21 protein-coding genes and 2 pseudogenes are annotated in these 24,593 nt (G+C 65.6%); 16 read left to right on the top strand and 7 right to left on the bottom strand.

What is annotated here, in order from left to right; genetic code table 11:
• Positions 1 to 65: 65 nt before the first annotated feature.
• The gene (locus BLT40_RS14145) at positions 66 to 4,520 is read right to left on the bottom strand and encodes a putative Ig domain-containing protein (RefSeq protein WP_090354207.1); all 4,455 of its coding nucleotides are present in this window, start codon (positions 4,518 to 4,520) and stop codon (positions 66 to 68) included.
• Positions 4,521 to 4,709: 189 nt separating this feature from the next.
• Between BLT40_RS14145 and BLT40_RS14140 the strand changes: the two genes are divergently transcribed.
• The 4 genes from BLT40_RS14140 to BLT40_RS14125 are packed head-to-tail and all read left to right on the top strand — an operon-like array spanning position 4,710 to position 6,868.
• Complete coding sequence (locus tag BLT40_RS14140; RefSeq protein ID WP_079521683.1) at positions 4,710 to 5,240, top strand: phage tail protein; 531 nt, start codon at positions 4,710 to 4,712, stop codon at positions 5,238 to 5,240.
• A 21-nt stretch (positions 5,241 to 5,261) separates the two neighbouring features.
• Positions 5,262 to 5,792, top strand: a complete 531-nt coding sequence (locus tag BLT40_RS14135) for a phage tail protein (RefSeq protein ID WP_079521682.1) — start codon at positions 5,262 to 5,264, stop codon at positions 5,790 to 5,792.
• A 21-nt stretch (positions 5,793 to 5,813) separates the two neighbouring features.
• Positions 5,814 to 6,347 carry a phage tail protein gene (locus tag BLT40_RS14130; protein WP_090354204.1) on the top strand — a complete coding sequence of 178 codons (534 nt, stop codon included), beginning with the start codon at positions 5,814 to 5,816 and terminating at the stop codon, positions 6,345 to 6,347.
• Entirely contained in the window at positions 6,347 to 6,868 is a 522-nt protein-coding gene (locus BLT40_RS14125) for a GNAT family N-acetyltransferase (protein WP_090354202.1), read from the top strand. The genes BLT40_RS14130 and BLT40_RS14125 overlap by 1 nt, the downstream gene beginning before the upstream one ends.
• Here the strand turns inward: BLT40_RS14125 and BLT40_RS14120 are convergent.
• From BLT40_RS14120 to pdhA, 4 genes are all read right to left on the bottom strand, one after another.
• Positions 6,861 to 7,151, bottom strand: coding sequence for a DUF6916 family protein (locus tag BLT40_RS14120; RefSeq protein ID WP_043692365.1), 291 nt, complete (start codon positions 7,149 to 7,151; stop codon positions 6,861 to 6,863). The genes BLT40_RS14125 and BLT40_RS14120 overlap by 8 nt on opposite strands.
• A 164-nt stretch (positions 7,152 to 7,315) precedes the next feature.
• A complete protein-coding gene (locus BLT40_RS14115) occupies positions 7,316 to 8,722 on the bottom strand; it encodes a dihydrolipoamide acetyltransferase family protein (RefSeq protein ID WP_079521678.1) in 1,407 nt (468 codons plus the stop codon).
• A gap of 13 nt (positions 8,723 to 8,735) precedes the next feature.
• Positions 8,736 to 9,716, bottom strand: coding sequence for an alpha-ketoacid dehydrogenase subunit beta (locus BLT40_RS14110; protein WP_036115856.1), 981 nt, complete (start codon positions 9,714 to 9,716; stop codon positions 8,736 to 8,738).
• Between the two features lie 12 nt (positions 9,717 to 9,728).
• Positions 9,729 to 10,808 (bottom strand): pyruvate dehydrogenase (acetyl-transferring) E1 component subunit alpha, encoded by a 1,080-nt coding sequence (pdhA, locus tag BLT40_RS14105; protein ID WP_036118354.1) that lies wholly within the window; start codon positions 10,806 to 10,808, stop codon positions 9,729 to 9,731.
• Between the two features lie 229 nt (positions 10,809 to 11,037).
• On the opposite strand from pdhA, the gene BLT40_RS14100 reads away from it, so the two are divergent.
• Positions 11,038 to 11,886, top strand: a complete 849-nt coding sequence (locus tag BLT40_RS14100) for a tryptophan 2,3-dioxygenase (protein WP_090354200.1) — start codon at positions 11,038 to 11,040, stop codon at positions 11,884 to 11,886.
• 70 nt (positions 11,887 to 11,956) lie between these two features.
• Positions 11,957 to 13,465 carry a peptide MFS transporter gene (locus tag BLT40_RS14095; RefSeq protein ID WP_043692373.1) on the top strand — a complete coding sequence of 503 codons (1,509 nt, stop codon included), beginning with the start codon at positions 11,957 to 11,959 and terminating at the stop codon, positions 13,463 to 13,465.
• Between the two features lie 131 nt (positions 13,466 to 13,596).
• On the opposite strand, the gene BLT40_RS14090 is transcribed toward BLT40_RS14095, so the two are convergent.
• Complete coding sequence (locus BLT40_RS14090; protein WP_036115847.1) at positions 13,597 to 14,052, bottom strand: MarR family winged helix-turn-helix transcriptional regulator; 456 nt, start codon at positions 14,050 to 14,052, stop codon at positions 13,597 to 13,599.
• An 89-nt stretch (positions 14,053 to 14,141) separates the two neighbouring features.
• Here BLT40_RS14090 and hppD point away from each other — a divergent pair, with 89 nt between their 5' ends.
• The 6 genes and pseudogenes from hppD (at position 14,142) to BLT40_RS20080 (ending at position 19,306) form a co-directional block, all read left to right on the top strand.
• Positions 14,142 to 15,230 (top strand): 4-hydroxyphenylpyruvate dioxygenase, encoded by a 1,089-nt coding sequence (gene hppD, locus BLT40_RS14085; RefSeq protein WP_036115843.1) that lies wholly within the window; start codon positions 14,142 to 14,144, stop codon positions 15,228 to 15,230.
• A 48-nt stretch (positions 15,231 to 15,278) separates the two neighbouring features.
• Positions 15,279 to 16,589 (top strand): homogentisate 1,2-dioxygenase, encoded by a 1,311-nt coding sequence (gene hmgA / locus BLT40_RS14080; RefSeq protein ID WP_090354197.1) that lies wholly within the window; start codon positions 15,279 to 15,281, stop codon positions 16,587 to 16,589.
• Between the two features lie 15 nt (positions 16,590 to 16,604).
• Complete coding sequence (locus BLT40_RS14075; RefSeq protein WP_090354191.1) at positions 16,605 to 17,585, top strand: fumarylacetoacetate hydrolase family protein; 981 nt, start codon at positions 16,605 to 16,607, stop codon at positions 17,583 to 17,585.
• Positions 17,586 to 17,773: 188 nt separating this feature from the next.
• Positions 17,774 to 18,241, top strand: a pseudogene (locus tag BLT40_RS14070) (fasciclin domain-containing protein); the annotation flags it as partial.
• A 90-nt stretch (positions 18,242 to 18,331) separates the two neighbouring features.
• Positions 18,332 to 18,553, top strand: a pseudogene (locus BLT40_RS14065) (FAA hydrolase family protein); the annotation flags it as partial.
• A gap of 426 nt (positions 18,554 to 18,979) precedes the next feature.
• A complete protein-coding gene (locus BLT40_RS20080; RefSeq protein WP_143025891.1) occupies positions 18,980 to 19,306 on the top strand; it encodes a hypothetical protein in 327 nt (108 codons plus the stop codon).
• A 93-nt stretch (positions 19,307 to 19,399) separates the two neighbouring features.
• Here BLT40_RS20080 and gap read toward each other — a convergent pair whose 3' ends face one another.
• Positions 19,400 to 20,416, bottom strand: a complete 1,017-nt coding sequence (gene gap / locus BLT40_RS14060; RefSeq protein ID WP_043692388.1) for a type I glyceraldehyde-3-phosphate dehydrogenase — start codon at positions 20,414 to 20,416, stop codon at positions 19,400 to 19,402.
• Between the two features lie 172 nt (positions 20,417 to 20,588).
• Here gap and BLT40_RS14055 point away from each other — a divergent pair, with 172 nt between their 5' ends.
• The 4 genes from BLT40_RS14055 to BLT40_RS14040 all read left to right on the top strand — a co-directional run bounded on the left by BLT40_RS14055 (position 20,589) and on the right by BLT40_RS14040 (position 24,579).
• On the top strand, positions 20,589 to 21,413 hold the full coding sequence (locus BLT40_RS14055; protein WP_079522852.1) for a S1/P1 nuclease: 825 nt from the start codon (positions 20,589 to 20,591) through the stop codon (positions 21,411 to 21,413).
• A 41-nt stretch (positions 21,414 to 21,454) separates the two neighbouring features.
• Positions 21,455 to 22,924: a pyruvate kinase gene (gene pyk / locus BLT40_RS14050; RefSeq protein WP_036115828.1), complete on the top strand. Its 1,470-nt coding sequence runs from the start codon at positions 21,455 to 21,457 to the stop codon at positions 22,922 to 22,924.
• A gap of 112 nt (positions 22,925 to 23,036) precedes the next feature.
• Positions 23,037 to 23,483, top strand: coding sequence for an energy transducer TonB (locus BLT40_RS14045; RefSeq protein WP_036115826.1), 447 nt, complete (start codon positions 23,037 to 23,039; stop codon positions 23,481 to 23,483).
• 79 nt (positions 23,484 to 23,562) lie between these two features.
• Complete coding sequence (locus BLT40_RS14040; RefSeq protein WP_090354186.1) at positions 23,563 to 24,579, top strand: class I fructose-bisphosphate aldolase; 1,017 nt, start codon at positions 23,563 to 23,565, stop codon at positions 24,577 to 24,579.
• Positions 24,580 to 24,593 lie beyond the last annotated feature (14 nt).

The raw sequence follows: 24,593 nt of genomic DNA, 5'->3' as shown, positions 1-24,593 counted from the left end.
GGCGGATCTGCCGCAGGAACCGAAGCGGATCCACGCACCGTGTCGACGCGTGGATCCGCGGCCGGTCAGAACGCCTTCTCGATGCCCAGCAGGATCGACTGGTTGGCATGCGTGCCCGAGTCGAACAACGCCTGGTATTCCGCGCGCAGCGTCAGCCCGCTGTCGAACTGTGCCTGGACGCCGAGGCCCAGCAACGTGTGGTTGCGTGCGGTATCGCCGACGTTGGCCCGGTAAAGCGGCCCGGCCAGCAGGTCCGCGTAGGACATCTTCGCGTTGCTGGCGCCCTGGAAGTCACGCTGATACTCCACGCGTACACGCGGCACCAGCGTCCCGAAATCGCGTTTCAGGCGGAACTCCGCACGCAGGCCGAGGGCGCCCGTGGAGGTGCGCACCGTCTGTCCGCGGTAGTCGAGGGCATAGGTGGCATCACCACGCTCCGTGTAGCCGTCGAGCTGCGCGCGTGCCACGTCCAGTCGCCCGTAGGGCGTCAGTCGCGTGGTGCCATCGTCGTGCTCGTAGCCGAAGGCCACTGAGGCGAAGGCCTGCCTGCCGTTGCGGCTGCCGGTAACGCGGCCGCCATCCGCCGTGACATAGCGCCGCGCATCGAAGTCCAGCCACTGGTAACCCAAGAGGGTATCGACATACGTGCTGTCGCTCGGCCGAAGGCTCGCGTACAGCGCCATGTTGTAAGCCGTGGTGGTGCTGCGGCTGCCCATCTTGCCGATGTCGCTGGCGTCGTGGCCGTAACCCACGCCGAGCCCCAGGGTGAGCGCGTTGGAGAGGCGTTTGTCCGCTCCCACGCTGACACCCGAGGTGGTGAAGTCGACACCGTTGCTCGCCGCGCCGCGGTCGGTCGCGCCGAAGTTCACGGCACCGCCGGTCCAGAACGACACGTCGTCCGGCGATGCCTGTCCGCCGCTCTGGGTCGGCGCCGGGCGCGCGTCGGATTGCAGGAAGGCGGGCGCGTCGGGATCGTTCATGGACTCGGCCACGCCCTTGCCCGGACGCTCGCTTTGCACGGCATTGCGTCCGCCGCCGGAGCTGAAGCTCAGACCGTTGCTGAAGCGCGACGACGCGGCGCCGTGCAGAGATTCCAGGCGCTGCTGGAAGTTGCTGATCTGGCCGGTCGCCATGCGACGCGTCGCGTCCACCTGCGCACCGAGGATGCCGGTGACTTCCGGATCGCGTGACGGATCCGGCCGCGCAGTCACCGTGATCGTCACCGTGGCCGGCTGCGACACGGCATACGCGTTGGACAGCGTGTAGACGAGCTGCGCCTGCCCGGAGAACGCCGCGGCGGCGGCGAAGTCCAGGCGATAGCCCGCGGCGGTCTTCACGATGGTCGCCGTGCCCGATTGCGCGGGCGAGAGCGACACCACCGCGGCGTCGGTGAACGGGCCACCGCGCGCGGCGCCGGTCAGGTCCACCTGCACGGACTGGCCGGCACCGACCGTGGCGGTCAGCGCCACCGCTACCGGTCGCGGCTGCACCGTCACGGTGACCGTAGCGGGCTGCGAGACGCCGAACACGTTGGTGAGCGTATACGTGAAGCGCTGCGTACCGCTGGTATCCGCCGGGGCGGTGTAGGCGATCGTGGTGCCGTTCACCGTGGCGGTTCCCGCCGCCGGTGGCGTGACGAGGGTCACCGCCGTGAACGGACCGCCGCTGGCGCCCTGAATCGCGTTGACGTTGATCGCCTGACCGGCGACACCCGTCACCGCCTGGTCGGGCACGATGGGCAGGGCACCCGCTTGCACGTTGACCGTCACCGTCGCGGCATTGGAGCGACCGCCCGGACCGACGGCCGTGTAGGTGAAGGTGTCGGTACCGAAGAAGTCGGTCGCCGGTGTGTAGCGCACCGACGTGCCGTCGGCCACGGCGGTGCCGTGAGTCGGCGCCGCGGCAACGGCCACCGACGTGATCACGCCGGTATCGTTTGCCGTCACCGGAATCGTCACCGCCTGGTTGGCGGCCGTGCTGGCCGTATCGGCGACGGCCACGGGCACCGCATCGCCGATGGTGACCGAGTACGCCTGCGTGCCGGCCATGCCATGCGCATCCGCCGCACGCACGGTAAAGCTCACCGCGCCACTGCGCGTCGGCGTACCGGACAGCGCGCCCGCCGGTGAAAGCGCGATGCCCTCGGGCAGCGCGCCGGTGCTCACCGCGAAGGTGTAAGGCGCGGCACCGCCGCTGGCGCTGAGCGAACCGCTATAGGCGGTGCCCACGACACCGCCTGGCAGCGTGGCCGGACTGACGACCACGGTGACGGCCGCGATGGTCAGCGTGTAGTTCCGGCTGAGTGTGGCAGGCGTCAGGCTGCCGTCGGTCACCGTCACGGTGAAGGGGAAGCTGCCGGTCACGGTCGGCGTACCGGACAGCACACCGGACGCCGGATCGAAACTCATGCCCGCCGGCAGCGCACCGGCGAGTGACAGGGTGCGCGGTGCCGAACCGCCGCTGCTGGTAAACGTGATGCTGTTGCTGACGCCGTAGGTGGCCGTCAACGCGGGGCTGGCGGGCGTCAGCACGAGCGGGTCGGCGTCGACGGCCAGCGTCATGTTGACCGTCGCCGTAAACGGGCTGCCGGCGCCGGTGCTGCTGTCGGTCACGTGGATGGCGACGGGGAAGTTGCCGGCCTGTGTCGGCGTCCCGCTGAGCGTGCCGTTGTCCGCAAGGGAAAGCCCGGTCGGCAGGCTGCCGGTCACCGTGTAGTGGTAAGGCGCGGTACCGCCCGTCGTCGAGTACGACGTCGTGTAGGCCTGGCCGACGTGCCCCGTGGGCTGGCTGGTCGGGGTAAGCACCAGCGTCGGTCCGCCGACGGTCACGGTATAGGCGTGCGCACCATCGAAGCCGTTGTCGTCGGTCGCCGTGACGGTGAAGTTGAATGTACCCGCAGCGGTTGGCGTGCCGCTGAGGACGCCGGCCGCGCTCAGGCTCAGCCCGGAGGGCGTGGCACCCGCTGTGACGGCGAACGTGTAGGGTGCCGTGCCGCCCGAAGCGGACACGTTCTGCGAGTAGGCGGCGCCGACGGTCGGGTTGGGCAACGTGGCCGGTGCGACGGTCACGGAGGGCGCGCCCACCGTAAGCGAATACGCATGCGAACCGCTGAATGGTGCGCCCGCGCCGCTGGAACTGTCGGTGGCGCTTACCGTGAAGTTGAAGGTGCCCGCCACCGTCGAGGTGCCTGAGAGCACGCCGGTCGATGAAAGGGTGATACCGCTGGGCAGGGTGCCGCCCGTGACGGCGAACGCATAGGGCGCGGTGCCGCCACTGGCGGTGACCGTGCTGGAGTAAGCCTGGCCGGCCACCGCGTTGGGCAGGTTGGCTGGGGCAATGGCGATCGTCGGCGCCGCCACCGTGATGGTATAGGCGTTGCTGCCGGTGAAGCCGCCGTTGTCGGTGGCCGTGACCGTGAAGTTGAAGGTGCCCGCCGCCGTCGGCGTGCCGCTGAGTGCGCCGCCGCCGGCGAGGGTCATGCCGGCCGGCAGGGCTCCCGCGGTTATCGCGAAGGTATAGGGCGCGGTGCCGCCCGAAGCGCTGATAGTTTGCGAATAGGCGACACCGACCGTCGGGTTCGGCAAGGTGGCCGGAGCGACCGTGATCGTGGGTGCGCTGACGGTGACCGCATAGGTCCGCGTCGTGCTGAAGGGCGCGCCGCTGCCCGTGGAGCTGTCCGTGCTGCTCACGGTGAAGCTGTAGTTGCCGGGCGTCGTCGCGTTGCCGGACACGTTGCCGGTACTGGATACGCTGATGCCGGGCGGCAGCGTGCCGCCGCTGATCGAATAGGTATACGGCGCGGTACCACCGGACGTGCCGAGCGTCTGGCTGTAGGCCGTCCCGATCACGGGATTGGGCAGCGTCGCCGGCGTGATCGCCAGGGTCGGGGCGGACACGCTGAAAGCGATGGCGCGCGACGCGGTGCGGTTGCCGCTGTCGGTCACCGTGAACACCGGGTTGAAGCTGCCGGCCTGGGTCGGCGTGCCAGTGACTACGCCTGCCGAGGAAAGGGTGAGGCCGTTGGGCAGGCTACCGCCGGTCAGGCTCCAGGTGTACGGCGTCGAGCCGCCCGACGCGGCCAGCGACTGGTTGTACCCGGTGCCTACCGTCGCGTCGGGCAGGGTAGTCGTCGTGACGGACGGGCTGGTCTGCTGCACGGTGACGGTGAAGGGGATCACCGAATTATCGTCACTGTCGATAACGGAGAAGCTGTCGGTGGTCGAACCGTCTCCATTGTTCGTGTAGAAGACCTGGCTGGTCGAGTTGTTGTTGTCACTGTTCTGGTTGAGACCGTGTTGTGGCGGACTCTGGTAACCACCGATGCCTGTCGCCGAGCAACTGGTCAGGTCGGTTTTGACAGAGCCGCCTGAAGCGACGGTAATCGATTGCGGCGGACAACCGATAGCGTGCGCGAGTCCACTCAGAACGAGCAGGCACACACCGAACAGCCACGAAGTCGCGCGCAAACGCGTACGAGCCGGCGCGACCGCAGGACGGCCGCCGAAGAATAACGATGTCATGTGAACCCCTGAATCCCGCTGGAGCAGTCGCCTGCGAGCGCATTATGCGCAGCCGTTCGACGCCACCAGTGTGTCTAATCGGCAACGTTGACGTGAACTTGAATCCAACCACTTGTTTGCACTCTTTCCATGGACCACAGTCCATGGACGCAGCCGTCGGCTGACGCGGTAGAACGCAGGGGATATCGGATGAGTAACTATTTCGTCGGGCAGATCATGCTCGCGGGGTTCAGCTTCGCGCCCAGGGGTTTCGCGGCATGCAACGGCCAGTTGATGCCAGTGCAGCAGAACCAGGCGTTGTTCTCGCTGCTTGGCGTGCACTACGGCGGCGACGGCCGCACCACGTTCGGGCTGCCCGACCTGCGCAGTCGTACACCGGTGGGTTCGGGACCTTCGGTCGATCCAAACTGGCAACCGCCGGCGTATGCCGTCGGCTCGACGGCGGGTCTCGAGACCGTGACCTTGCTGCAGAGCCAGATGCCTGCACACACGCATCCCCTGAATGCCACCACCCTAGCCGGCACCGTAAAGCTGCCCACCAATGCGCTCTACGGTGGCTCGGGTGCGGAGAATTTTTATGCCACGCCGGGCCATCCGACGCCGCTGGCGGCTTCGACGATCGGTATGGCGGGCGGCGGTCAGCCGCATCCCAACCTGCAGCCTCTTAGCGCGCTCGGTTTCAACATCGCCATGACCGGCATCTTCCCGTCACGCAGCTGACGCCGAACCAGGAGATCGACCATGTCAGAGTGCTACATCGGCGAGATACGCATGTTCGGATTCAGTCGCGTGCCGGATGGGTGGCTCGCCTGCGACGGCAGCCTGGTCCCGATCAGTGACTACGAGACGCTGTACGTCCTTCTGGGCACCACCTACGGCGGCGACGGGGTCAACACGTTCGGCGTGCCTGATATGCGCGGCCGGATCCCGGTCGGGCAAGGGCAGGGGCCCGGGCTCTCCAGCTACGTGCCAGGGCAGAAAGTCGGCACCGAAACGGTGACACTATCCACGCCTCAGTTGCCCATGCACAACCATACGTGCGTGGCGACCACCGACGCGGGTACCAGCGCCACGCCCGGCTCGGGTGCCGTACTCGGCGGCATCGCGCCCGACACGATGTACACCCCGGACAGTACGGGCCTGACCAGCTACGCGCTGGCGGTGTCCGCCGTCGGCAATCAGGGGGGCTCGCAGCCGCACAACAATCTCATGCCGACCCTGAGCGTGCCGTTCTGCATCGCGTACACCGGCATCTATCCCACTCCTTCCTGATCCCTCGCAGGCGACTACGACATGACCGAACCTTACTTCGGCGAAATACAGGTTTTCGCCTTCGACTTCGCCCCGGTCGACTGGGCATTCTGTAACGGTGCGACGTTGCCGGTGACGCAGTACACGGCGCTGTATTCCTTGCTGGGGATCACTTACGGCGGCAACGGTTCCTCGACCTTCATGTTGCCCAACCTCACCTCGCGTGCGCCCGGGGGCATCGGTGCCGGGCCAGGGCTGACGCCGCGGTCGGCGGGCAATGCGTACGGTGAATTCCAACATGCGCTGACCATGACGGAGATGCCATCGCACGGACACGCTGCGACGATTTATGCACAACGCGATCAGACCAAACGAACCTCGATTCCCTCCGCAGGCAGCGCGCTGGTTACTCCCAGCACGACATCGCCCTTCCTCCCGGGCGCCGTGCCGTCCACGTCGATGTCTCCGCTGGCGATACAGCCGGCCGGTTCCGGGCTGCCGCACGAAAACCGACAGCCGTCCCTTGCGCTGAATTTTTGCATCGCGCTGCAGGGCGTCTATCCGAACTTCAACTGATGCGCCTGCCGGGCTTTCCCGTCGCGGGTCATGCCGATGACAAGCTGGCGGAGTCAGTGGCGGTCGCCGGCCTACGACTGAAGGATTGCGACGAGCGCGACCTTCCTTTCCTGCGCGTGCTGTATCGGCAGACGCGCGACGACGAGCTGGCAGGCACCGGCTGGGCGGAAGCGGAACGCATGGCTTTTTCCGACCAGCAGTTCGGCATGCAGCACATTCACTTCGTCAGTCACTTCCCCCGCGCACGTTTCTTCGTGCTTCAACGTGAGGGTCGTGACATCGGTCGCTACTACCTCGACGTGACCGGGGAGGCGTGGCACGTGGTCGATATCGCACTCGTGTCGGACGCGCGCGGGCAGGGTATCGGCACGGCGCTCTTGCGGGCCACGCGCGCCCTCGCCCCCGCCGTCACGCTGAGCGTGGCCGTGAACAATCCCGCCGCCATGCGGCTCTACGAGCGTCTGGGATTCGTCGACGAAGGCGCGGCCGGCGGCATGCACCGGCGCATGCGCGCTAGTTGAAGACGGCCTGGTAGACGAAGCCGTCGCGATCGCGAGCGACGGGCACGAGAAAGATGCCGAATTCGCCCAGTTGCGGATGGCGCATCGTGTAGGTGCGCTGGGCGAAAAGAATGGCCGCCGTGTTGTGGAACAGCAGCGAGAACGCCTGGCGGAACGAGGACGCCGAAGCCAGCGGCTGCACCTGCATCAGCACGAACGGCGCGTTGCCGTCCCCGGTGTCGACGTCGGCCTCGAAGGTCTCGTTCACATGGCCGGCGAAGTGGTGGATCTCGAAGAACTGCATGGGTGCCCTCCCGGTGACCTGCAAGGCAGGTCGGTTGCGATGGGGGGAGCATCGCGCACATGGTGCGTTCCTACAAACTGCGAGCATCGCGCGCGGGGCGCGCTCCTACACCATCGTGTAAGAGCGCGCCCCGCGCGCGAATGGACCCACAGGATCGCCGCGACTTACTGCGGCAGCCCCAAGTCGTCGATCATCGCCTTGAGGAAGCGCGCCGCTTCGCCGCCGGTGGCGGCGCGGTGGTCGAAGGTCAGCGAGAGCGGCATGCGGCGATGCACTTCGATACCGCCCATCACGGCGACCACATCGTGGCTCAGCTTGCCCGCACCGATGATCGCAACGGTCGGCGGCACCACCACCGGCGTAGCGTAACGGCCGGCAAACATGCCGAAATTGGACAGGCTGATGGTGTAACCGGAGAGTTCCGATGCGGGGATGCTGCGATCCTCGACCGACGAACGCAGGCGCTTGATCGCGGCGCGGACACCGGCACCGTCGAGCACGTCGGCGTTACGCAGCGCGGGCACGAACAGGCCGTCTTCGGTGTCCACGGCGATGCCGATGTCCACGTGCGGATGCAGCGTGCGGGTCAGGTCCTTGCCGTTGAACCAGGCGTTGAGCGCCGGCACGGCCTTGCAGGCCACGACGATGGCGCGGATCAGACGCGCGGTGATGTCCTGCTTGCCGATCCAGGCATGCAGATCGGCATCGTCGACGATCGTGGTCGGGACGACCTGGGCATGCGCATCGGCCATGACGCGTGCCATGTTGCGGCGGACACCCTTGAGCTGTTCCGGCTGGCCCATCGCGTCCTTGCCCGGAGGCGCCGTGCGCACGGCCTTGCCGGCGAGCGACACCGGCGTACGCGAGGGGGCGGGACCCGGCTCGGGCAACGAGGGTGCCAGGTGCTGGGCCGAGGCGGGGCGCGCGGGTGCGGCAGGCTGCGAGCCGGATGCGCCGAGCGCGGCGCCTCCGTTGGCGGCGGCGTTCTTCACGTCGGCCATGGTGATCACGCCACCGGCGCCCGTGGGCGACACGCGGGTGAGGTCGATCTTCATCTTCTTCGCCAGCGCGCGCACGGCCGGTACGGCCTTGACGCCACCGGCGCTCGAGACCTGCTCGGTGTGCACGGCGTTGCCGCTGACCATGGCGCCGACGACGGTGCCTTCGTCTTCGCGCTGTGCCGGGGCCTTGCCATCGGATTCGATCTCGCCACCGTCGTCGGAGGCGACGACCTTGGACGCGTCATCCGGTGCCGGGCTGCCGACGCTCTTCTTCGGGCCGTGGTGGTGACCCGTGGATTCGGCTTCGGCACGCTGGCGGGCGTTCGGATCGATTTCGAAGTCGGCCAGCGACGCGCCGGTTTCGATGATGTCACCCACGCCGCCGTGCAGCTTCTTCACGGTGCCGGAGAAGGGCGACGGCACGTCGACGACGGCCTTCGCGGTTTCCATCGACACCAGCGGGGCGTCGAGCTTGATGGTGTCGCCTTCCTTGACGTGCCACTCGACGACGGTCGCGTCGGGCAGGCCTTCGCCGAGGTCCGGCAGGTAAAAGGTCTTGATGTCGGCCATGTCTATCGTTTCCTCAGGAGGCGGCGAGCGTGCGCTGGGCGGCTTCGACGATGCGTTCGACGCTGGGCAGGTACTTCATTTCCAGGCGGAACAGCGGGATGTGGGTATCGAAGCCGGTGACGCGCTCGACCGGCGCGAGCAGGCTGTACAGGCATTCCTCGGACAGGCGGGCGGCGATTTCCGCGCCGAAACCGGCCGTCTTCGGCGCCTCGTGCACGATCACGCAGCGGCCGGTCCTGCCGACCGACTCGGCGATCGTGTCGAAGTCCAGCGGGGTCAGCGTGGCGACGTCGATGACTTCGGCGCTGATGCCCTGCTGGGCGAGTTCGTCGGCGGCCTCGAGGCATTCCTTGACCTGCGCGCCCCAGGTGACCAGCGTGACGTCGGTGCCGTCGCGCAGCACGAAGCACACGTCGAGCGGCAGCGCTTCGCCGTCATCGGGCACTTCTTCCTTGTACTGGCGATAGATGCGCTTGGGCTCGAAGAAGATCACCGGATCCGGATCGCGGATGGCGGCGAGCAGCAGGCCGTAGGCACGCGCCGGGGACGACGGCATGACCACGCGCAGGCCCGGGATGTTGGTGAACAGGTGCTCGTTGGCCTCGGAGTGATGCTCCGGCGCACGAATGCCGCCGCCCCAGGGGGCGCGCCACACGGCCGGCACGGTCATGCGACCGCGGGTGCGGTTGCGCATGCGCGCGGCGTGGCAGGCGATGTGCTCCATCATCGGGTAGATGAAGCCTTCGAACTGCGCCTCGGCGACCGGCTTCATGCCCTGCACGGCCAGGCCGATGGTCAGGCCGGCGATGGTGCCTTCATCCAGCGGCGTGTCGATGACGCGCTCTTCGCCGAACTGTTCCTGCAGGCCCTGGGTGGCGCGGAACACGCCGCCGTTGACGCCGACGTCCTCACCGAGCACCACGACGCTTTCGTCGTTGCGCATTTCGTAGGCGAGCGCCTGGGTCACTGCTTCGATCAGAGTGATTTGTGCCATGGGAAGAGATCCTTACGACTTGCGATCGAGGGAAGCGACGTAGTCACGCTGCGCTTCGAGGTCGGCCGGGACTTCGGCGTACAGGTAGTCGAACATCGCCGTGGCCGGCTGGTTCTTCGTCTCCAGGTACGCGTTGACCTCGTTGTCCATCCAGTCATCGCACTCGGCCTTCCAGGCCTCTTCCTTCGCGTCGTCCCACTTGCCCTTGGCTTCGAGCCACTTGCGCAGGCGCGGCACGGGGTCGCGCTCCCAGGCGTCCTTCACTTCCTGCTCGCCGCGGTAGCGACGGGCGTCGTCGGCGGTGGTGTGGTCGCCGAGGCGGTAGGTCACCGCTTCGATCACGCTGCCACCCTGGCCGGAACGGGCGCGCTCGAGCGCGTCTTCCATCGCCTTGCGTACTGCGATGATGTCGTTGCCGTCCACCTGGATGCAGAACAGGCCGGCCGCGATTCCCTTCTGGGCCAGCGTGCCGGAACCGCTCTGGATGCGGCGCGGGACCGAGATGGCCCACTGGTTGTTCACGATGACGGCGACCAGCGGCAGGTTCTGCGCACCGGTGACGTTGATCGCGCCGTAGAAGTCGCCCTTGGACGAACCGCCGTCACCGATCGTGCAGACCGCCACGCGCGGTTCCTTGCGGATCTTGAAGGCGAGCGCCGAACCGGCGGCATGCAGGCACTGCGTACCGATCGGCACGCACCAGGCGAAGTCGTGCGCGGGGGCATCGGCGAAGTCGTTGCCACGCTCGTCGCCACCCCAGTAGGTGTAGACCTCGCGCGGCTTGACGCCGCGATACAGCTGCGCGCCGTATTCGCGGTAGGACACCGCGAGGGAGTCTTCGCGGCGCATGGCGCTGCCGATACCGACGTGCGCGGCCTCGTGACCGAGGCACGACGCGTAGGTACCGAGCTTGCCGGTGCGCTGCAGCGCGATCGACTTGGCGTCGAAGACGCGTGTGGAGACCATCAGCTTGTAGAGCTCGACCATATGGTCGAGATCCTTTGCGAATTCAGGGAGTTCCTTACCGGTTTCCTTGCCATCCTGGTCAAGGTACTGCAGGTATTCGATTTCGAACTTGGCGGCGACGGACACGACTCGCTCCCAGGGGAAGGTTAGAAACGACACGCACGAGTGGGGAAGCGGACGGCCCATCCAGCGGGGCACGAGCGGCTTTTCGATCATTGCGAGCCGGACTAGATATCAGGGGTATTATCACCCGGCAAGGCACGGCGCAGCATGAGACCGGCCGTCGCAGCCCCGGAATGGCGGCGCGGCGCGGGTTTCAGGGCTTCCAAACCCCTTTTTGCGAATCGACTCACCCATGACCAATCCTCAGCGCGACCTCGAACCGGGCATCCGCACCGACCTCGACGGGCGCCTCACGTATGGCGACTACCTGCGACTGGACAAGGTGCTGTCCGCGCAGGAGCCCCGCAGCAACCCGCCCCAGCACGACGAGATGCTCTTCATCATCCAGCACCAGACCTCGGAGCTCTGGCTGAAACTGCTGATCCACGAGCTGGACGCGGCGCTGGTGCATCTCCGCGTGGACGACGTCGACCGCGCGTTGAAGATCCTTGCCCGTGTCAAACATATCCAGCACCAGCTCTACGAGCAGTGGGGCGTGCTCGAGACACTGACCCCCACGGAGTATCTGCAGTTCCGCGACGTGCTCGGTCCGTCCTCGGGATTCCAGTCGCTGCAGTACCGCATCGTCGAATTCGTGCTGGGCAACAAACACGCCGACATGCTGCGCGTGTTCGAGCACGATCCGCTTGCCCACGAGCGCCTCAGGGCCACTTTCGAAGCACCTGGGCTTTACGACGAATACCTGCGGTTCCTCGCACGCCGCGGCCACGCGGTGCCGTCGAGCGTGCTGCAACGCGATACCAGCCAGCCGTGGCAGCGCGAACCCGCCTTGCTGCCGGTCTTCAAGCGCATCTACGAAAACACCGCCAGCCACTGGCCTGAGTACCATCTCAGTGAGCAGCTGGTGGATATCGAGGAATCGTTCCAGCTCTGGCGCTTCCGTCACATGAAAACCGTGGAGCGCATCATCGGCTTCCGCACCGGCACCGGTGGTTCCTCCGGCGTGGCTTTCCTGCGCAAGGCGCTCGAGCAGAGCTTCTTCCCCGAGCTGATCGAAGTACGCACCATTCTGGACACCTGACATTTGACGTTACCGCCCGGTCCAGCTAAACACCCTTGATCGATCGACCGATCCATCGCCAAGGGAAGCCATGACACCGACCGCCCCAAGCCAGACACGGCCCGTGCCCGACTATCCGCAGACCCTGGGGCATCCGCGCCCCTTGTGGATGCTGTTCATGACCGAGTTCTGGGAGCGCTTCGCTTTCTACGGCATGCGTTGGGCGCTGACGCTGTACATCGTGGCCGAATTCTTCAAGGGCGATGCATCGGGGCAGGGCTACGCCAGCCGCACCTACGGCGCGTACCTCGCGCTGGTCTACGCGTCGGCCATCTTCGGCGGCTGGGTCGCCGACCGCATCCTCGGTTACCAGCGCTCGATCCTCGTCGGCGCCGCCGTGATGGGCGCGGGCCTGTTCATGGTGATGGTGCCGAACCAGCAGGTGTTCCTCGCCGGTCTGGCCACGGTGATCGTGGGCAACGGTCTGTTCAAACCGAACATTTCTTCGCTGGTCGGCCAGATCTACCCGCAGGGCGATGACCGCCGCGATCGCGGCTTCACCATCTTCTACATGGGCATCAACATGGGCGGCTTCCTCGCCCCGCTGATCACCGGCTGGATCGCCTCGGTGATGAGCAACACGCCGTTGCAGGACAACTACCGCGCCGTCTTCGCCTCCACCGGCGTCGGCATGGTGATCTGCTTCATCTGGTTCCTCATCGGCAAGAAACAGCTCAAGGGCGTCGGCGTGCCGCCGCCGGAGCGCCACGAGGGCAAGAGCCTGATCGCCGTGATCGTCGGCATCCTCGTCGCCATTCCGCTGGTCTACCTGCTGATGGCCAAGGCGGGTGCGATCTTCATCGCGTGGCTGCTCGGCGTGCTCTTCATCGGCGTGGCCGCGATGCTGGTCGTCGAGGCCGTCCGGCACGACCGCATCCAGATCCACCGCGTCATCGCCATGCTGCTGCTGTTCGCCTTCAACGTGCTGTTCTGGATGTTCTTCGAACAGGCCGGCAGCTCATTCAACTTCCTCGCGCAGAACATCGTCGACCGCCACATGTTTGGCGGCTGGGAATTTCCCACCGGCTGGTTCCAGTCGGTGAACTCGGCGGCGATCCTGGTCTTTGCGCCCATCGTGGCGCTGGCCTGGGGCTGGTCGGCACGGCACCGCAAGGAACCGTCGATCCCGCGCAAGTTCGGCCTCGGCCTCATGTTCAACGCACTGGGTTTCCTGGTGCTGATGTACGCGCTGAGCGCGCTCGTCGGCACGGACAACCTGATCCCGTTCTGGCCGCTGGCGCTGTGCTACGTCATGCAGACCATCGGCGAGCTGTGCCTGTCACCGATCGGTCTGTCGATGGTGACCAAGCTGGCGCCGCTGCGCGTGGTCGGCCTGGCGATGGGTGGGTGGTTCCTGTCCACGGCGATCGGCAACAACCTGTCCGGCCTGCTGGCGGGTCATATCAGCGGCGAAACAGGGATGACCGTGGGGTCCGCCCTAAGCGGGTTCACCTTCAGCTTCGAGCTGTTGATCGGCGCGGGCATCGTGTTGTTCGTGATCGCACCGCTGATCAACCGGTTGATGCACGGGGTGAAATGACGCGGCGCCTCGTTTCACGACGCCTCGTGTCACTGTAGGAGCGCGCCTTGCGCGCGATTCGGTAATGCCGCCACCTCGCATCACCCATCGCGCGCGGGGCGCGCTCCTACATAAGCGGTCGCGGTGTGGTTTTACCGCGCCGTGTCGAGAAGCTTGTCCAGAATGCTGTTGAGCTGGGCCCTCTCGCCCTCGTCCAGCTTCGCGAGCAACTCCCGCTCATGCGCCCGCGCCATCGGCGCGACCTCGTCATGAATCGCCCATCCGGCCTCGGACAGCTGCAGCACCGACCGGCGCTTGTCCCCGTCATGGGTGCCCCGATCCACGCGCCCCTTCTCGACCAGTCGCGCCACGGCCCGGCTCACCGCGACCTTGTCCATGGCCGTCCGCTCGACCACCTCCCGCGCCGAAATCTCGGGGAACCGGGCCAGGATCGTCATCACGCGCCATTCGGTCATGCTGAGCTGGAACCGGTCCTCGTACTCCGCGGCGATCGACTGGCTCACCGTGTTCGACAGGATCGACAGGCGGTAGGGCAGGAAGTGCTCCAGTTCCAGCGGGGCATGGGCGGGCACGGGTTCAAAGGTCATTGCTGCGCTGGTCCTTGCAAATGGTTACAAGTGAAACTATAAGGTGCGAGTCGACGGCGTAAGCCGTGCCCAAGCCAGGAGTATCGCCCATGAGCGCCCAGCCCAATATCGGTATGGAAGTCACCACCTTCGAAAACCCGCAGGGTGTCGATGGCTTCGAGTTCGTCGAGTTCGCCGCGCCCGACAGCGCGCTGCTGCACACGCTGTTTCCGAAGCTTGGCTTCACGGCCGTGGCGAAGCACAAGACCAAGGCTATCACCCTGTATCGCCAGGGCGACTGCAATTTCCTGGTCAACGAAGAGCCGAACTCCTTCGCGTCCGATTTCGCAGCCGCGCACGGTCCGAGCGCCTGCGGCTTCGCGATCCGTTTCAACCGTCCGGCGACCGACGTGCAGGCCACCGCGCTGTCGAATGGCGCTGAGAAGATCGCGGACAAAGCCGACACGCTGGCGTTGAATGTCCCGACGATCCAGGGCATCGGTGGCTGCGCGCTGTATCTCATCGACACCTATGGCGCCAAGGGCGATGTGTTCGATTCGGAGTTCGAGTGGATTCCGGGCGTCGACCGGCACCCGAAGGGTTTCGGCCTCACCTTCATCGATCATCTGACCCACAACCTGCACTTCGGCAACATGCAGAAGTGGTCGGATTACTACGAGCGCCTGTTCAACTTCCGCGAAATCCGCTATTTCGACATCAAGGGCGCCAAGACCGGCCTGGTGTCGAAGGCGATGACCGCGCCGGATGGCATGGTCCGTATCCCGCTCAACGAGTCGTCGGACGAAAAGTCGCAGATCAACGAATACATCCGCGAATACAACGGCGAAGGCATCCAGCACATCGCGCTGTTCACCGATAACATCTATGAGTCGGTGGAAGCGATGCGTGCGCAGGACGTTGCCTTCCTCGAGACGCCGGACACGTATTACGAAGTGATCGACATCCGCGTGCCCGACCACGGTGAAGACATCCCGCGCCTGCAGAAGAACAAGCTGCTGATCGACGCCGACGACGAGACCAAGAAGAAGCTGCTGCTGCAGATCTTCACCCAGAACAACATCGGGCCGATTTTTTTCGAGATCATCCAGCGCAAGGGCAACGAAGGCTTCGGCAACGGCAACTTCAAGGCGCTGTTCGAGTCCATCGAGCGCGACCAGATGCGTCGCGGCGTACTCTAAGATTACCGTCGACACGTAGGAGCGCGCCTCGCGCGCGACAGGACCCCGATGAGCCACATCGAAGACACCCGCGCCTACCAGACCGGCTTCGGCAACGAGTTCGCCACCGAAGCGGTCGCCGGCGTGTTGCCGACCGGACAGAACTCGCCGCAACAGGTCGCTCAAGGCCTGTACGCCGAGCAGTTGTCCGGCAGCGCGTTCACCGCGCCGCGTCACCGCAACCGGCGCAGCTGGCTGTACCGGATCCGTCCCGCTGCGCAGCACTCACCGTTCTCGGCGCTGGGCCACGAGACCTTCCATAACCGTTTCCAGGAAGCGCCGGCCACACCCAACCAGATGCGTTGGGATCCGTTGCCGATGCCGTCCACCCCGACGGATTTCCTCGACGGTCTGGTCACCATGGGTGGCAACGGCGGCGCGGAAGAGCAGGCGGGTATCGGCATCCACCTTTACTGCGCCAATCGCTCGATGGAAGGGCGTTACTTCTACGATGCCGATGGCGAGCTGCTGATCGTGCCGCAACAGGGCCGGTTGCGCATTCGCACCGAGCTGGGCGTGCTCGACGTCGCCCCGCTCGAGATCGCGGTGGTCCCGCGTGGCGTGCGTTTCCTGGTCGAGCTGCCGGACGGCGAAGCGCGTGGCTATGTCGCCGAGAACTTCGGGGCGCAGCTGCACCTTCCCGACCTCGGTCCGATCGGCGCGAACGGACTTGCCCACCCGCGTGACTTCCTCACGCCGGTGGCGTCCTACGAAGATCTCGACGGTGATTTCGCACTGATCGCGAAGTTTCAGGGCGCGCTGTGGTCGGCCACCATCGACCACTCGCCGCTCGACGTGGTCGCGTGGCATGGCAACTACGCGCCCTACAAATACGACTTGCGCCGCTTCAACACGATCGGCTCGATCGCGGTGGATCACCCGGATCCGTCGATCTTCACGGTGCTGACCTCGGCCAGCGACACGCCGGGCACGGCGAACATGGATTTCGTGATCTTTCCGCCGCGCTGGCTGGTGGCCGAGCACACGTTCCGTCCGCCGTACTTCCATCGCAACGTGGCCAGCGAGTTCATGGGCCTGATCGATGGCGCGTACGACGCGAAGGCCGGTGGTTTCGTGCCGGGTGGTTCGAGCCTGCACAACTGCATGAGCGGCCACGGCCCGGATGCGGCGAGTTTCGAGAAGGCCTCCAACGCCGATGTCTCGCGCCCCGACCACATCACGGGCACGATGGCCTTCATGTTCGAGACCCGCAAGGTCATCCGCCCCACCCGCCAGGCGCTGGCATCCAAAGCGCTGCAGGGCGACTATTACGAATGCTGGCGCGGTCTGAAGAAACACTTCACGCCGCCGACGGTCTGATCGCAAAGGACATCCATGAAACTCGCTTCTCTGAAGGAAGGCGGCCGTGACGGCACGCTGGTCGTCGTCAGTCGTGACCTCACCCGCGCCGTGAAAGCGGCGGGCATCGCGCCGACGTTGCAGGCCGCGCTCGACGACTGGAGTGCCATCGCGCCGCGTCTCAATGCCTTGTCGGAAGATCTCAACGAGGGCGGGGCGACCGGTGCTTTCGATCTCGATGTGACGAAGCTCGCCGCGCCGCTGCCTCGTGCCTATGAGTTCGTCGACGGCAGTGCCTATCTGCCTCACGTCGAGCGCGTCCGCCGTGCCCGTGGCGCGGAAGTGCCGGCCTCGTTCTACACCGACCCGCTGATGTATCAGGCGACCAGCGCCGGCTTTCTTGGGCCCCGCGATCCGGTCGTCGTGCCCAGCGAGGACTTCGGCATCGACCTTGAGGCCGAAGTGCTGGTCGTCACCGATGACGTGCCGATGGGCGTGACCCCTGAGCAGGCCGCCGGTCACATCCAGCTGGTTGGCCTGGTCAACGACGTCTCGCTTCGCGGGCTGATTCCCGGCGAACTCGCCAAGGGTTTCGGTTTCCTGCAGTCCAAGCCGCGCTCGGCGCTGTCACCGGTCTTTGTTACGCCCGACGAGCTGGGCGACGTGTGGAAAGACGAGAAGCTGCACCTGCCGATGCGGACGTGGATCAACGGCCAGTGGTTCGGTGAGGCCGAGTGCGGTGTCGATATGCAGTTCGACTTCTCGCAGCTCGTTGCTCATGTGGCAAAGACGCGCCCGTTGACCGCGGGCACGCTGGTGGGCTCGGGCACGATTGCGAATGAGGATACGGGCAAGGGGGCTTCGTGCCTCGCCGAGCAGCGTACGGTTGAGACATTGCGTGACGGTAAGCCGACGACGCCGTTTCTTTCCTTCGGCGATACCGTGAAGATCGACATCACGGATGAGAAGGGTGTGAGCATTTTCGGCTCGATCGAACAGCGCATTCAAAAAAACTGACGGCCCCGCATCCGGGCGACTCATGCGTGCGTATCTATTGGTACCCCAATCACGGGGACAGAGGATCCGCCATGAAAAGTCGCATGCTTGCTCGCACGCTTCACGTCGCGTTTGCCCTCACGGCCGCTTGCGGCGTGATCAATGTTGCTTTCGCCGACGACGCCATGGGGGCGCAGAAGACGGTCATGGTCGGTGGCGCCGCGATGTATCCGACGAAGAACATCGTCCAGAACGCCGTCAACTCGAAAGACCACACCACGCTGGTTGCTGCCGTGAAGGCTGCCGGGCTCGTCGATACGCTGTCGGGACCGGGTCCCTTCACTGTGTTCGCCCCAACCAACGAAGCGTTCAATGCGCTACCGGCCGGTACGGTCGATACGTTGGTCAAGCCCGAGAACAAGGAGACGCTGACCAAGATTCTTACCTATCACGTGGTATCGGGTCGCTACACCGCGTCCGACCTTATGGCATTGATTGCCAAGGGTAATGGCAAGGCGAGCCTGACCACGGTTCAGGGCGAGCCGCTGACGGTGATGCAGTCTGGCAAGACACTTGAAGTGACCGACGCCAAGGGCGGTGTTGCGCACGTGACCATTGGCGACGTGCTGCAATCGAACGGCGTGATCCACGTTGTCGACAAGGTTCTGATGCCGTAAGTCAGGTATGAAAAAGCCCCGCACGTTTCCGTGCGGGGCTTACTTTTTTAGAGCATCGCGCGCGGAGCGCGCTTCTACAGAAAGGCCCCTCCGCTCACCGCCGGCACGCTGGTCGGCTCAGGCACCATCGCCAACGAACACACCGGTAAGGGCGCGTCCTGCCTGGCCGAGCAGTGCACGGTCGAAACCTTGCGCGACGGTAAGCGGGCGACGCCGTTCCTGTCCTCTGGCGATACGGTGAAAATCGAGGTCACCGACAAGCGTGGCGTATCGATCTTCAGTTCGATCGAGCAAGTGGTCCAGAAAGCATAATCGCTCGATCACTCGCTGTGCGCGAAGGAAGTACTGTTCCCTGATGACAGGAGAGCATGCCTAGCTCAGAGACAGGGAATTCCTACAGAAGAAGCAAGCTTTGCGCGGTACCGTGTGCCGATCCTTTCATTGGATCAAGTCATGAAGACGGTGTGCTGGATCGTCGGATGTGCCGCGTTCGCACTGGTCATTGTGTTTTGCGGACCGACAAGGCCGGAGGACGGCGAGCGTGATGATGCGATCGCCGACGCCCTCTCGCTTACCAGTAAACGCGTCGACGGAGAGCCGCGCGCTTACGACCCGCCTCCGCAGCAAAGGGATGAGCTTGCTCATGCTCTGTCTTTGAGACCCGGCGAAAGTGGAATTCGAGCAACGAGGGGCCGCGGTGTTCGGTGTTACCACAATTGTCCGCCGCCGGTAGGTAGCGTGACCGCGTCGCCTCAGGTCGTGAGCGTGCCGGTCGGCGCCCTCGGCAATGTGACTGTTCACTGGCGATGGGATCAATCTTCCACGCAGGAGGTTAGCCAGCACGGCTGTCTCTGGGTGAGTGTAGGCAAGGAGAGCGAGGCGCATCTCGTGGATTGCGGTGCTCCGGGCCGTAATCACGAAACAAGCGTGCGTTGGGTCGGAATGGACACCTACGTTTTTCGCGTCGCACCGGGCAATCCAAAAGGACCGTTCACCAAGCCACTTGCGGGACTGTTCCAGCTTGCGCAGACGCTTGTCATAGGCGTATCCCAACGCTACGAATGAAAAAGCCCCGCACGTTGCCGTGCGGGGCTTCTCTTTAAATGCATCGCGCGCAAGGCGCGCTCCTACAGGGGGAGCGCGCTTGCGCGGGTGCTTTTATTTCGCGGCCATCAGGGCCTTGGTCATATCGAGCATGCGGTTCGAGAAGCCCCACTCGTTGTCGTACCACGAGAGGACCTTGACCAGGGTGCCTTCCATCACGCGCGTCTGCGTCGAATCGTAAATGGACGAGTGCGGGTTGTGGTTGAAGTCGATCGACACCAGGGGCGCGGTGTTGACGGCCAGGATGCCCTTCAGGGCGCCGTTGGCGGCTTCGTTGATGGCGGCGTCGATCTCTTCCTTGGTCGTCGCGCGGGCGGCGGTGAAGGTGAGGTCGACCACGGACACGTTGATCGTCGGCACGCGCATGGCGAAACCGTCGAGCTTGCCGTTGAGCTCCGGCAGGACCAGGCCGACCGCGGCGGCGGCGCCGGTCTTGGTCGGAATCTGGCTGTGGGTGGCGCTACGGGCGCGGCGCAGGTCCGAGTGGTAGACGTCGGTCAGCACCTGGTCGTTGGTGTACGCGTGGATCGTGGTCATCAGGCCGTGCACGATGCCGATCTTCGAGTGCAGCACCTTGGCCAGCGGCGCGAGGCAGTTGGTGGTGCAGGACGCGTTGGAGATGACTTCGAGCTTCGAGGTGAGCTTGTCGTCGTTGACGCCCATGACGAAGGTGCCGTCCACGTCCTTGTCGCCCGGGGCCGAGATGATGACCTTCTTGGCGCCGCCGGCGATATGGGCGCTGGCCTTGGCCTTGGAGGTGAAGAAGCCGGTGGACTCCAGCACCACGTCCACGCCGTGCTCGCCCCAGGGGAGCTTGGCCGGGTCGCGCTCGGCAAAGACCTTGATGCGGTCGCCGTTGACGATCAGGTCGCCGTTGTCGACCGAGACCTCGCCCGGGAAACGGCCGTGAGCCGTGTCGTACTGGGTGAGGTGGGCGTTGGTTTCCGCGTTGCCGAGATCGTTGATCGCGACGATCTGGATGTCCTGGCCGTTCTTCTTCGACTCATAGAGCGAGCGCAGGATGTTGCGACCGATGCGACCGTAACCGTTGATGGCGACCTTGATGGTCATGTGCAGCCTCCGGGTGGGATTTGCTAACGAGGTAAGGGCAGGTGCGTAAACCTCCATGGTAGCGGAACGTCGCAGGGGCCTGCTTGCTGCACCGCCGCGATCTGTCATCCGAGTCTCAGTCCGGCTGTGGCACACTTGCCCGTTCGCCCCGTCCGGAATCGTTTACAGGCTCATGAACGCCGTTCTCAAGCGCCGCACCATTGCCGCCCTGCTGGCCCTCGCCGTACCCGCCTTCGCCACCACCGTTCAGGCCTGGGGCGACATCGGCCACCGTATCGTCGCCGAGCTGGCCTTCCGCCAGCTGGACCCCTCGGCCAAAGCCGAAGTGGAGCGCCTGCTCAAGGCCGACGGGGACGATTCCCTGCCCGACGTCGCCAGCTGGCCGGACCGCCTGCGCGACAACCCGGAGACGAAGGAGCTGGGTAAGGCCACCGGCCCCCTGCATTACATGGACTTCGTCGACGGTAAGTGCCACTACGTGCCCGCCCGGCAGTGCGCCGGTGGCAAGTGCGTGGTGGGCGGCCTCGAGAAGTACGTCGCCATCCTGGGCGACCGCCACAAGTCCAACGCCGAGCGGGCCGAAGCTCTGAAGTTCGTGGTCCACTTCGTGGGCGACGTGCACCAGCCGCTGCATGCCGGCAACCGCGACGACAAGGGCGGCAACGACTACCAGGTCCAGTTCGACGGCAAGGGCACCAACCTGCACAGCGTGTGGGACTCGAAAATGCTCTACACCCGCGACCTCAAGTGGCAGGCCTACGCCGACCGCCTGGCCGCCGAAGGCCCGGTCACGCTCCCGAAGCCCCAGGCGCCGCTGGATAACCCGTACGCCCAGTGGGCCGAGGAATCCTGCGAGATCGTGGCGAAGGACGGCTTCTATCCGGACTCGCACAAGGTCGACGACGCCTACGTCGCCAGAAACCTCCCGGTCGCCGAGACCCGCCTGCGTGAAGCGGGCAAGCGTCTCGCCGACCTGCTCAACAAGACGCTGGACTGATCCGCGCCCCGAATTCGCATTCGAAGACAAGGTAGACACAGATGACCGATATCCAGGTTCGCCGTACCAAGATCGTCGCCACCCTCGGACCCGCCACCGACGTGCCGGGCATGCTTGAGAAAATTCTGGAGGAGGGCGTGGATATCGTTCGCCTCAACCTCTCGCATGGCGTGCCTGACGACCACCGCGCCCGCGCCAACGCCGTGCGCGCCGCCGCGCTGAAGGTCGGTCGCGAAGTCGGCATCCTGGCCGATCTGCAGGGTCCGAAGATCCGCATCGAGAAGTTCGCCGACGGTCCGATCGACCTGATGGCCGGTGACAACTTCACCCTCGACTGCCGTCCGGACGCACCGGCCGGCACCCAGACCCACGTGGGCGTCAGCTACTACGACCTGCCCAAGGACGTCGTCCCGGGCGACGTGCTGCTGCTGGACGACGGCCTCATCGCGCTGTCGGTGCTGGAAATTTCGGGTACCGAAATCCGCACCCGCGTCATCATCGGTGGCCGCCTGTCGGCGCGTAAGGGTCTCAACCGCCAGGGCGGTGGCCTCAGCGTGTCCGCGCTGTCCGACAAGGACCGTAACGACATCAAGCTGGCCGCCGAGATGGGCGCCGACTTTCTCGCCGTCTCCTTCGTCCGTTGCGCCGAAGACCTGCACGAAGCCCGCCGCCTGATCCGCGAGGCCGGTGGCGACGCCGCCATCGTTTCCAAGATCGAGCGCGCCGACGCCATCCCCGTGCTCGGCGAAATCATCGACGCGTCCGACGTCGTCATGGTCGCCCGTGGCGATCTGGGCGTGGAAATCGGTGACGCCGAGCTCCCGGGCCTGCAGAAGAAGATCATTCGCGAGTCCGTGCAGCGCAACCGCTCGGTGATTACCGCGACCCAGATGCTGCAGTCGATGGTCCGCGCGCCGATTCCGACCCGCGCTGAAGTGCTCGACGTGGCCAACGCCGTGATCGACGGCACCGACGCCGTCATGCTTTCGGAAGAGACCGCGGCCGGTGCGCACCCGGACAAGGCCGTGGCCGCCATGCGCCGCATCTGCCTCGGCGCCGAGCGTCAGTTCGAGCCGCGCGGCGACCTGCGGCCGGACGTGCAGTCGCTCGACCGCAGCGACCAGGCCATCGCGCTCGCCGCCATGTCGCTGGCCGCTCAGGTCGGCGTGCGCGCCATCGTGGCGCTGACCGAGTCGGGAGCCACGGCCCAGTGGCTGTCGCGCTATCGCTTCGCGGTGCCCATCTATGCGATGTCGCCGTCCGACATGGCCCGCCGCCGCATGCTGATGCTCCGCGACGTGCAGCCGGTCGACTTCGCCCAGGGCAACCTCGATCCGGCGCACACCGCGCGCGCCGCGCTCCAGCACCTGTTCTCGCTGGGCAAGCTGACCAAGGGCGATCGCGTCATCCTGACCCACGGTGACCACATCGGCCGTGGCGGCGGTACCAACACCCTGAAGTTGCTGGTGATCGGCGATGACGGTATCGCGGACAGCCTGCGCGACCTGTAAGACCGCGTGGGGGCGCGCCTTGCGCGCGCCCCCACGTCAGGGTGTGATTTCACACGCATCGCAAACGCCCACAGGGTTAAACTCAACGCCCTGGTAAACCACCGAGGGCGTCATGATCCGCATTTCTTCCCGCACCGGCGCCATCGCCGCCGCCGTCCTCCTCCTTGCCGCGGGCTCCGCGCAGGCGCAGAACCTCCGCCGTGTCGCCCCCGAGCGTCTGACCGGCTACTGGTACCTCACCAACAAGTCCGTCAGCCCGGACGTGCCGAACACCGGCAAGAACCTCAATCAGCCGACCTGCGTCGCCGTCAGCTACATGATCGGCTCGGACGGTCGCACCCAGAACGCGAAGATCGAGAAAGTGGTCCCCGCCGGCGATCTCGGTCAGGTCGGCGTGAGCATCGTCAACCAGCTGGTCTACGTGAAGGGCAACCAGAACGGCACCGCCGTTCCCGTGCAGACCTACTACGTCACGGGCTTCAACCTGCCCGAGGACCCCGCCGCCAAGACGGCCCTCCTCGATAAGTGCAAACTGCCCGGTTACGACCAGACCACTTGATCGCATCGCACAACATGATTCGCGGGGTAGCCGTTTATACTCCGTCGGCTTTGCATACCACTAAATCCATGGAGTCCTCATGAGCATCGAAAACCTCGAAGAAATCGCGCAGGCGATGGTCGCCACCGGCAAGGGCATCATTGCCGTCGACGAGTCGACCAACACCATCCGGAAGCGTTTCGAAGCCGCCGGCGTCGAGAACACCGAGGAAAACCGTCGGGCCTACCGCGAGCTGCTCCTCACCGCACCGGGCCTGGGCGACCACATCTCCGGCGCGATCCTCTTCGACGAGACCATCCGTCAGAAGACCGGCGACGGCACCCCGCTCGTGGACGCCATGAAGAAGGCCGGCATCATCCCGGGCATCAAGGTGGACAAGGGCCCGGTGCCGCTGGCCGGCTTCCCGGGCGACGTCGTGACCGAAGGCCTCGACGGCCTGCGCGACCGTCTCAAGGAATATGCCCAGCTCGGCGCCCAGTTCGCCAAGTGGCGCGCGGTGATCAACATCACCGAGGACAACCCGAGCTCGACCGCCATCGAGGCCAATATGCACGCGCTGGCCCGCTACGCCGCGCTCTGCCAGGAAGCCGGCCTGGTGCCGATGGTCGAGCCCGAAGTCGTCATGGACAGCGCGGACAGCACGCACGACATCGACGTCAGCTACGACGTGCACGAGGCCGTCCTGCGCAGCCTGTTCAACGCGCTGTACGAGCAGAACGTCATGCTCGAGGGCACGATCCTCAAGGTCAGCATGGTCATCGCCGGCAAGCATTCGCCGGAACAGGCCTCGCCCGAGGAAGTCGCCGAAGCCACCGTCCGCGTGCTGAAGGCCACCGTGCCTGCGTCGCTGCCGGGCATCGTGTTCCTGTCCGGCGGCCAGTCCGACGCGCAGGCGACCGAGCACCTGGACCTGATCAACAAGCTGGGCCCGCATCCGTGGCCGGTCAGCTTCTCCTACGGTCGCGCCCTCGTCGCCGAGGCGCTGAACGTCTGGTCGAAGGATCTGAAGGGCAACGTCGCCAAGGCCCAGGCCGTGGTGCACGAGCGCGCCAAGGAAAACGGCGAGGCTGCGCTCGGGCAGTGGAAGAAGCGCTGAGCCTTGACTGCTTC

Origin of the sequence: Dyella sp. 333MFSha (assembly GCF_900102405.1) — a bacterium.
Lineage (GTDB): Bacteria > Pseudomonadota > Gammaproteobacteria > Xanthomonadales > Rhodanobacteraceae > Luteibacter > Luteibacter mycovicinus.
Note: the sequence above shows the minus strand (reverse complement) of the source record. Positions and strands in the feature narration are given on the sequence as shown.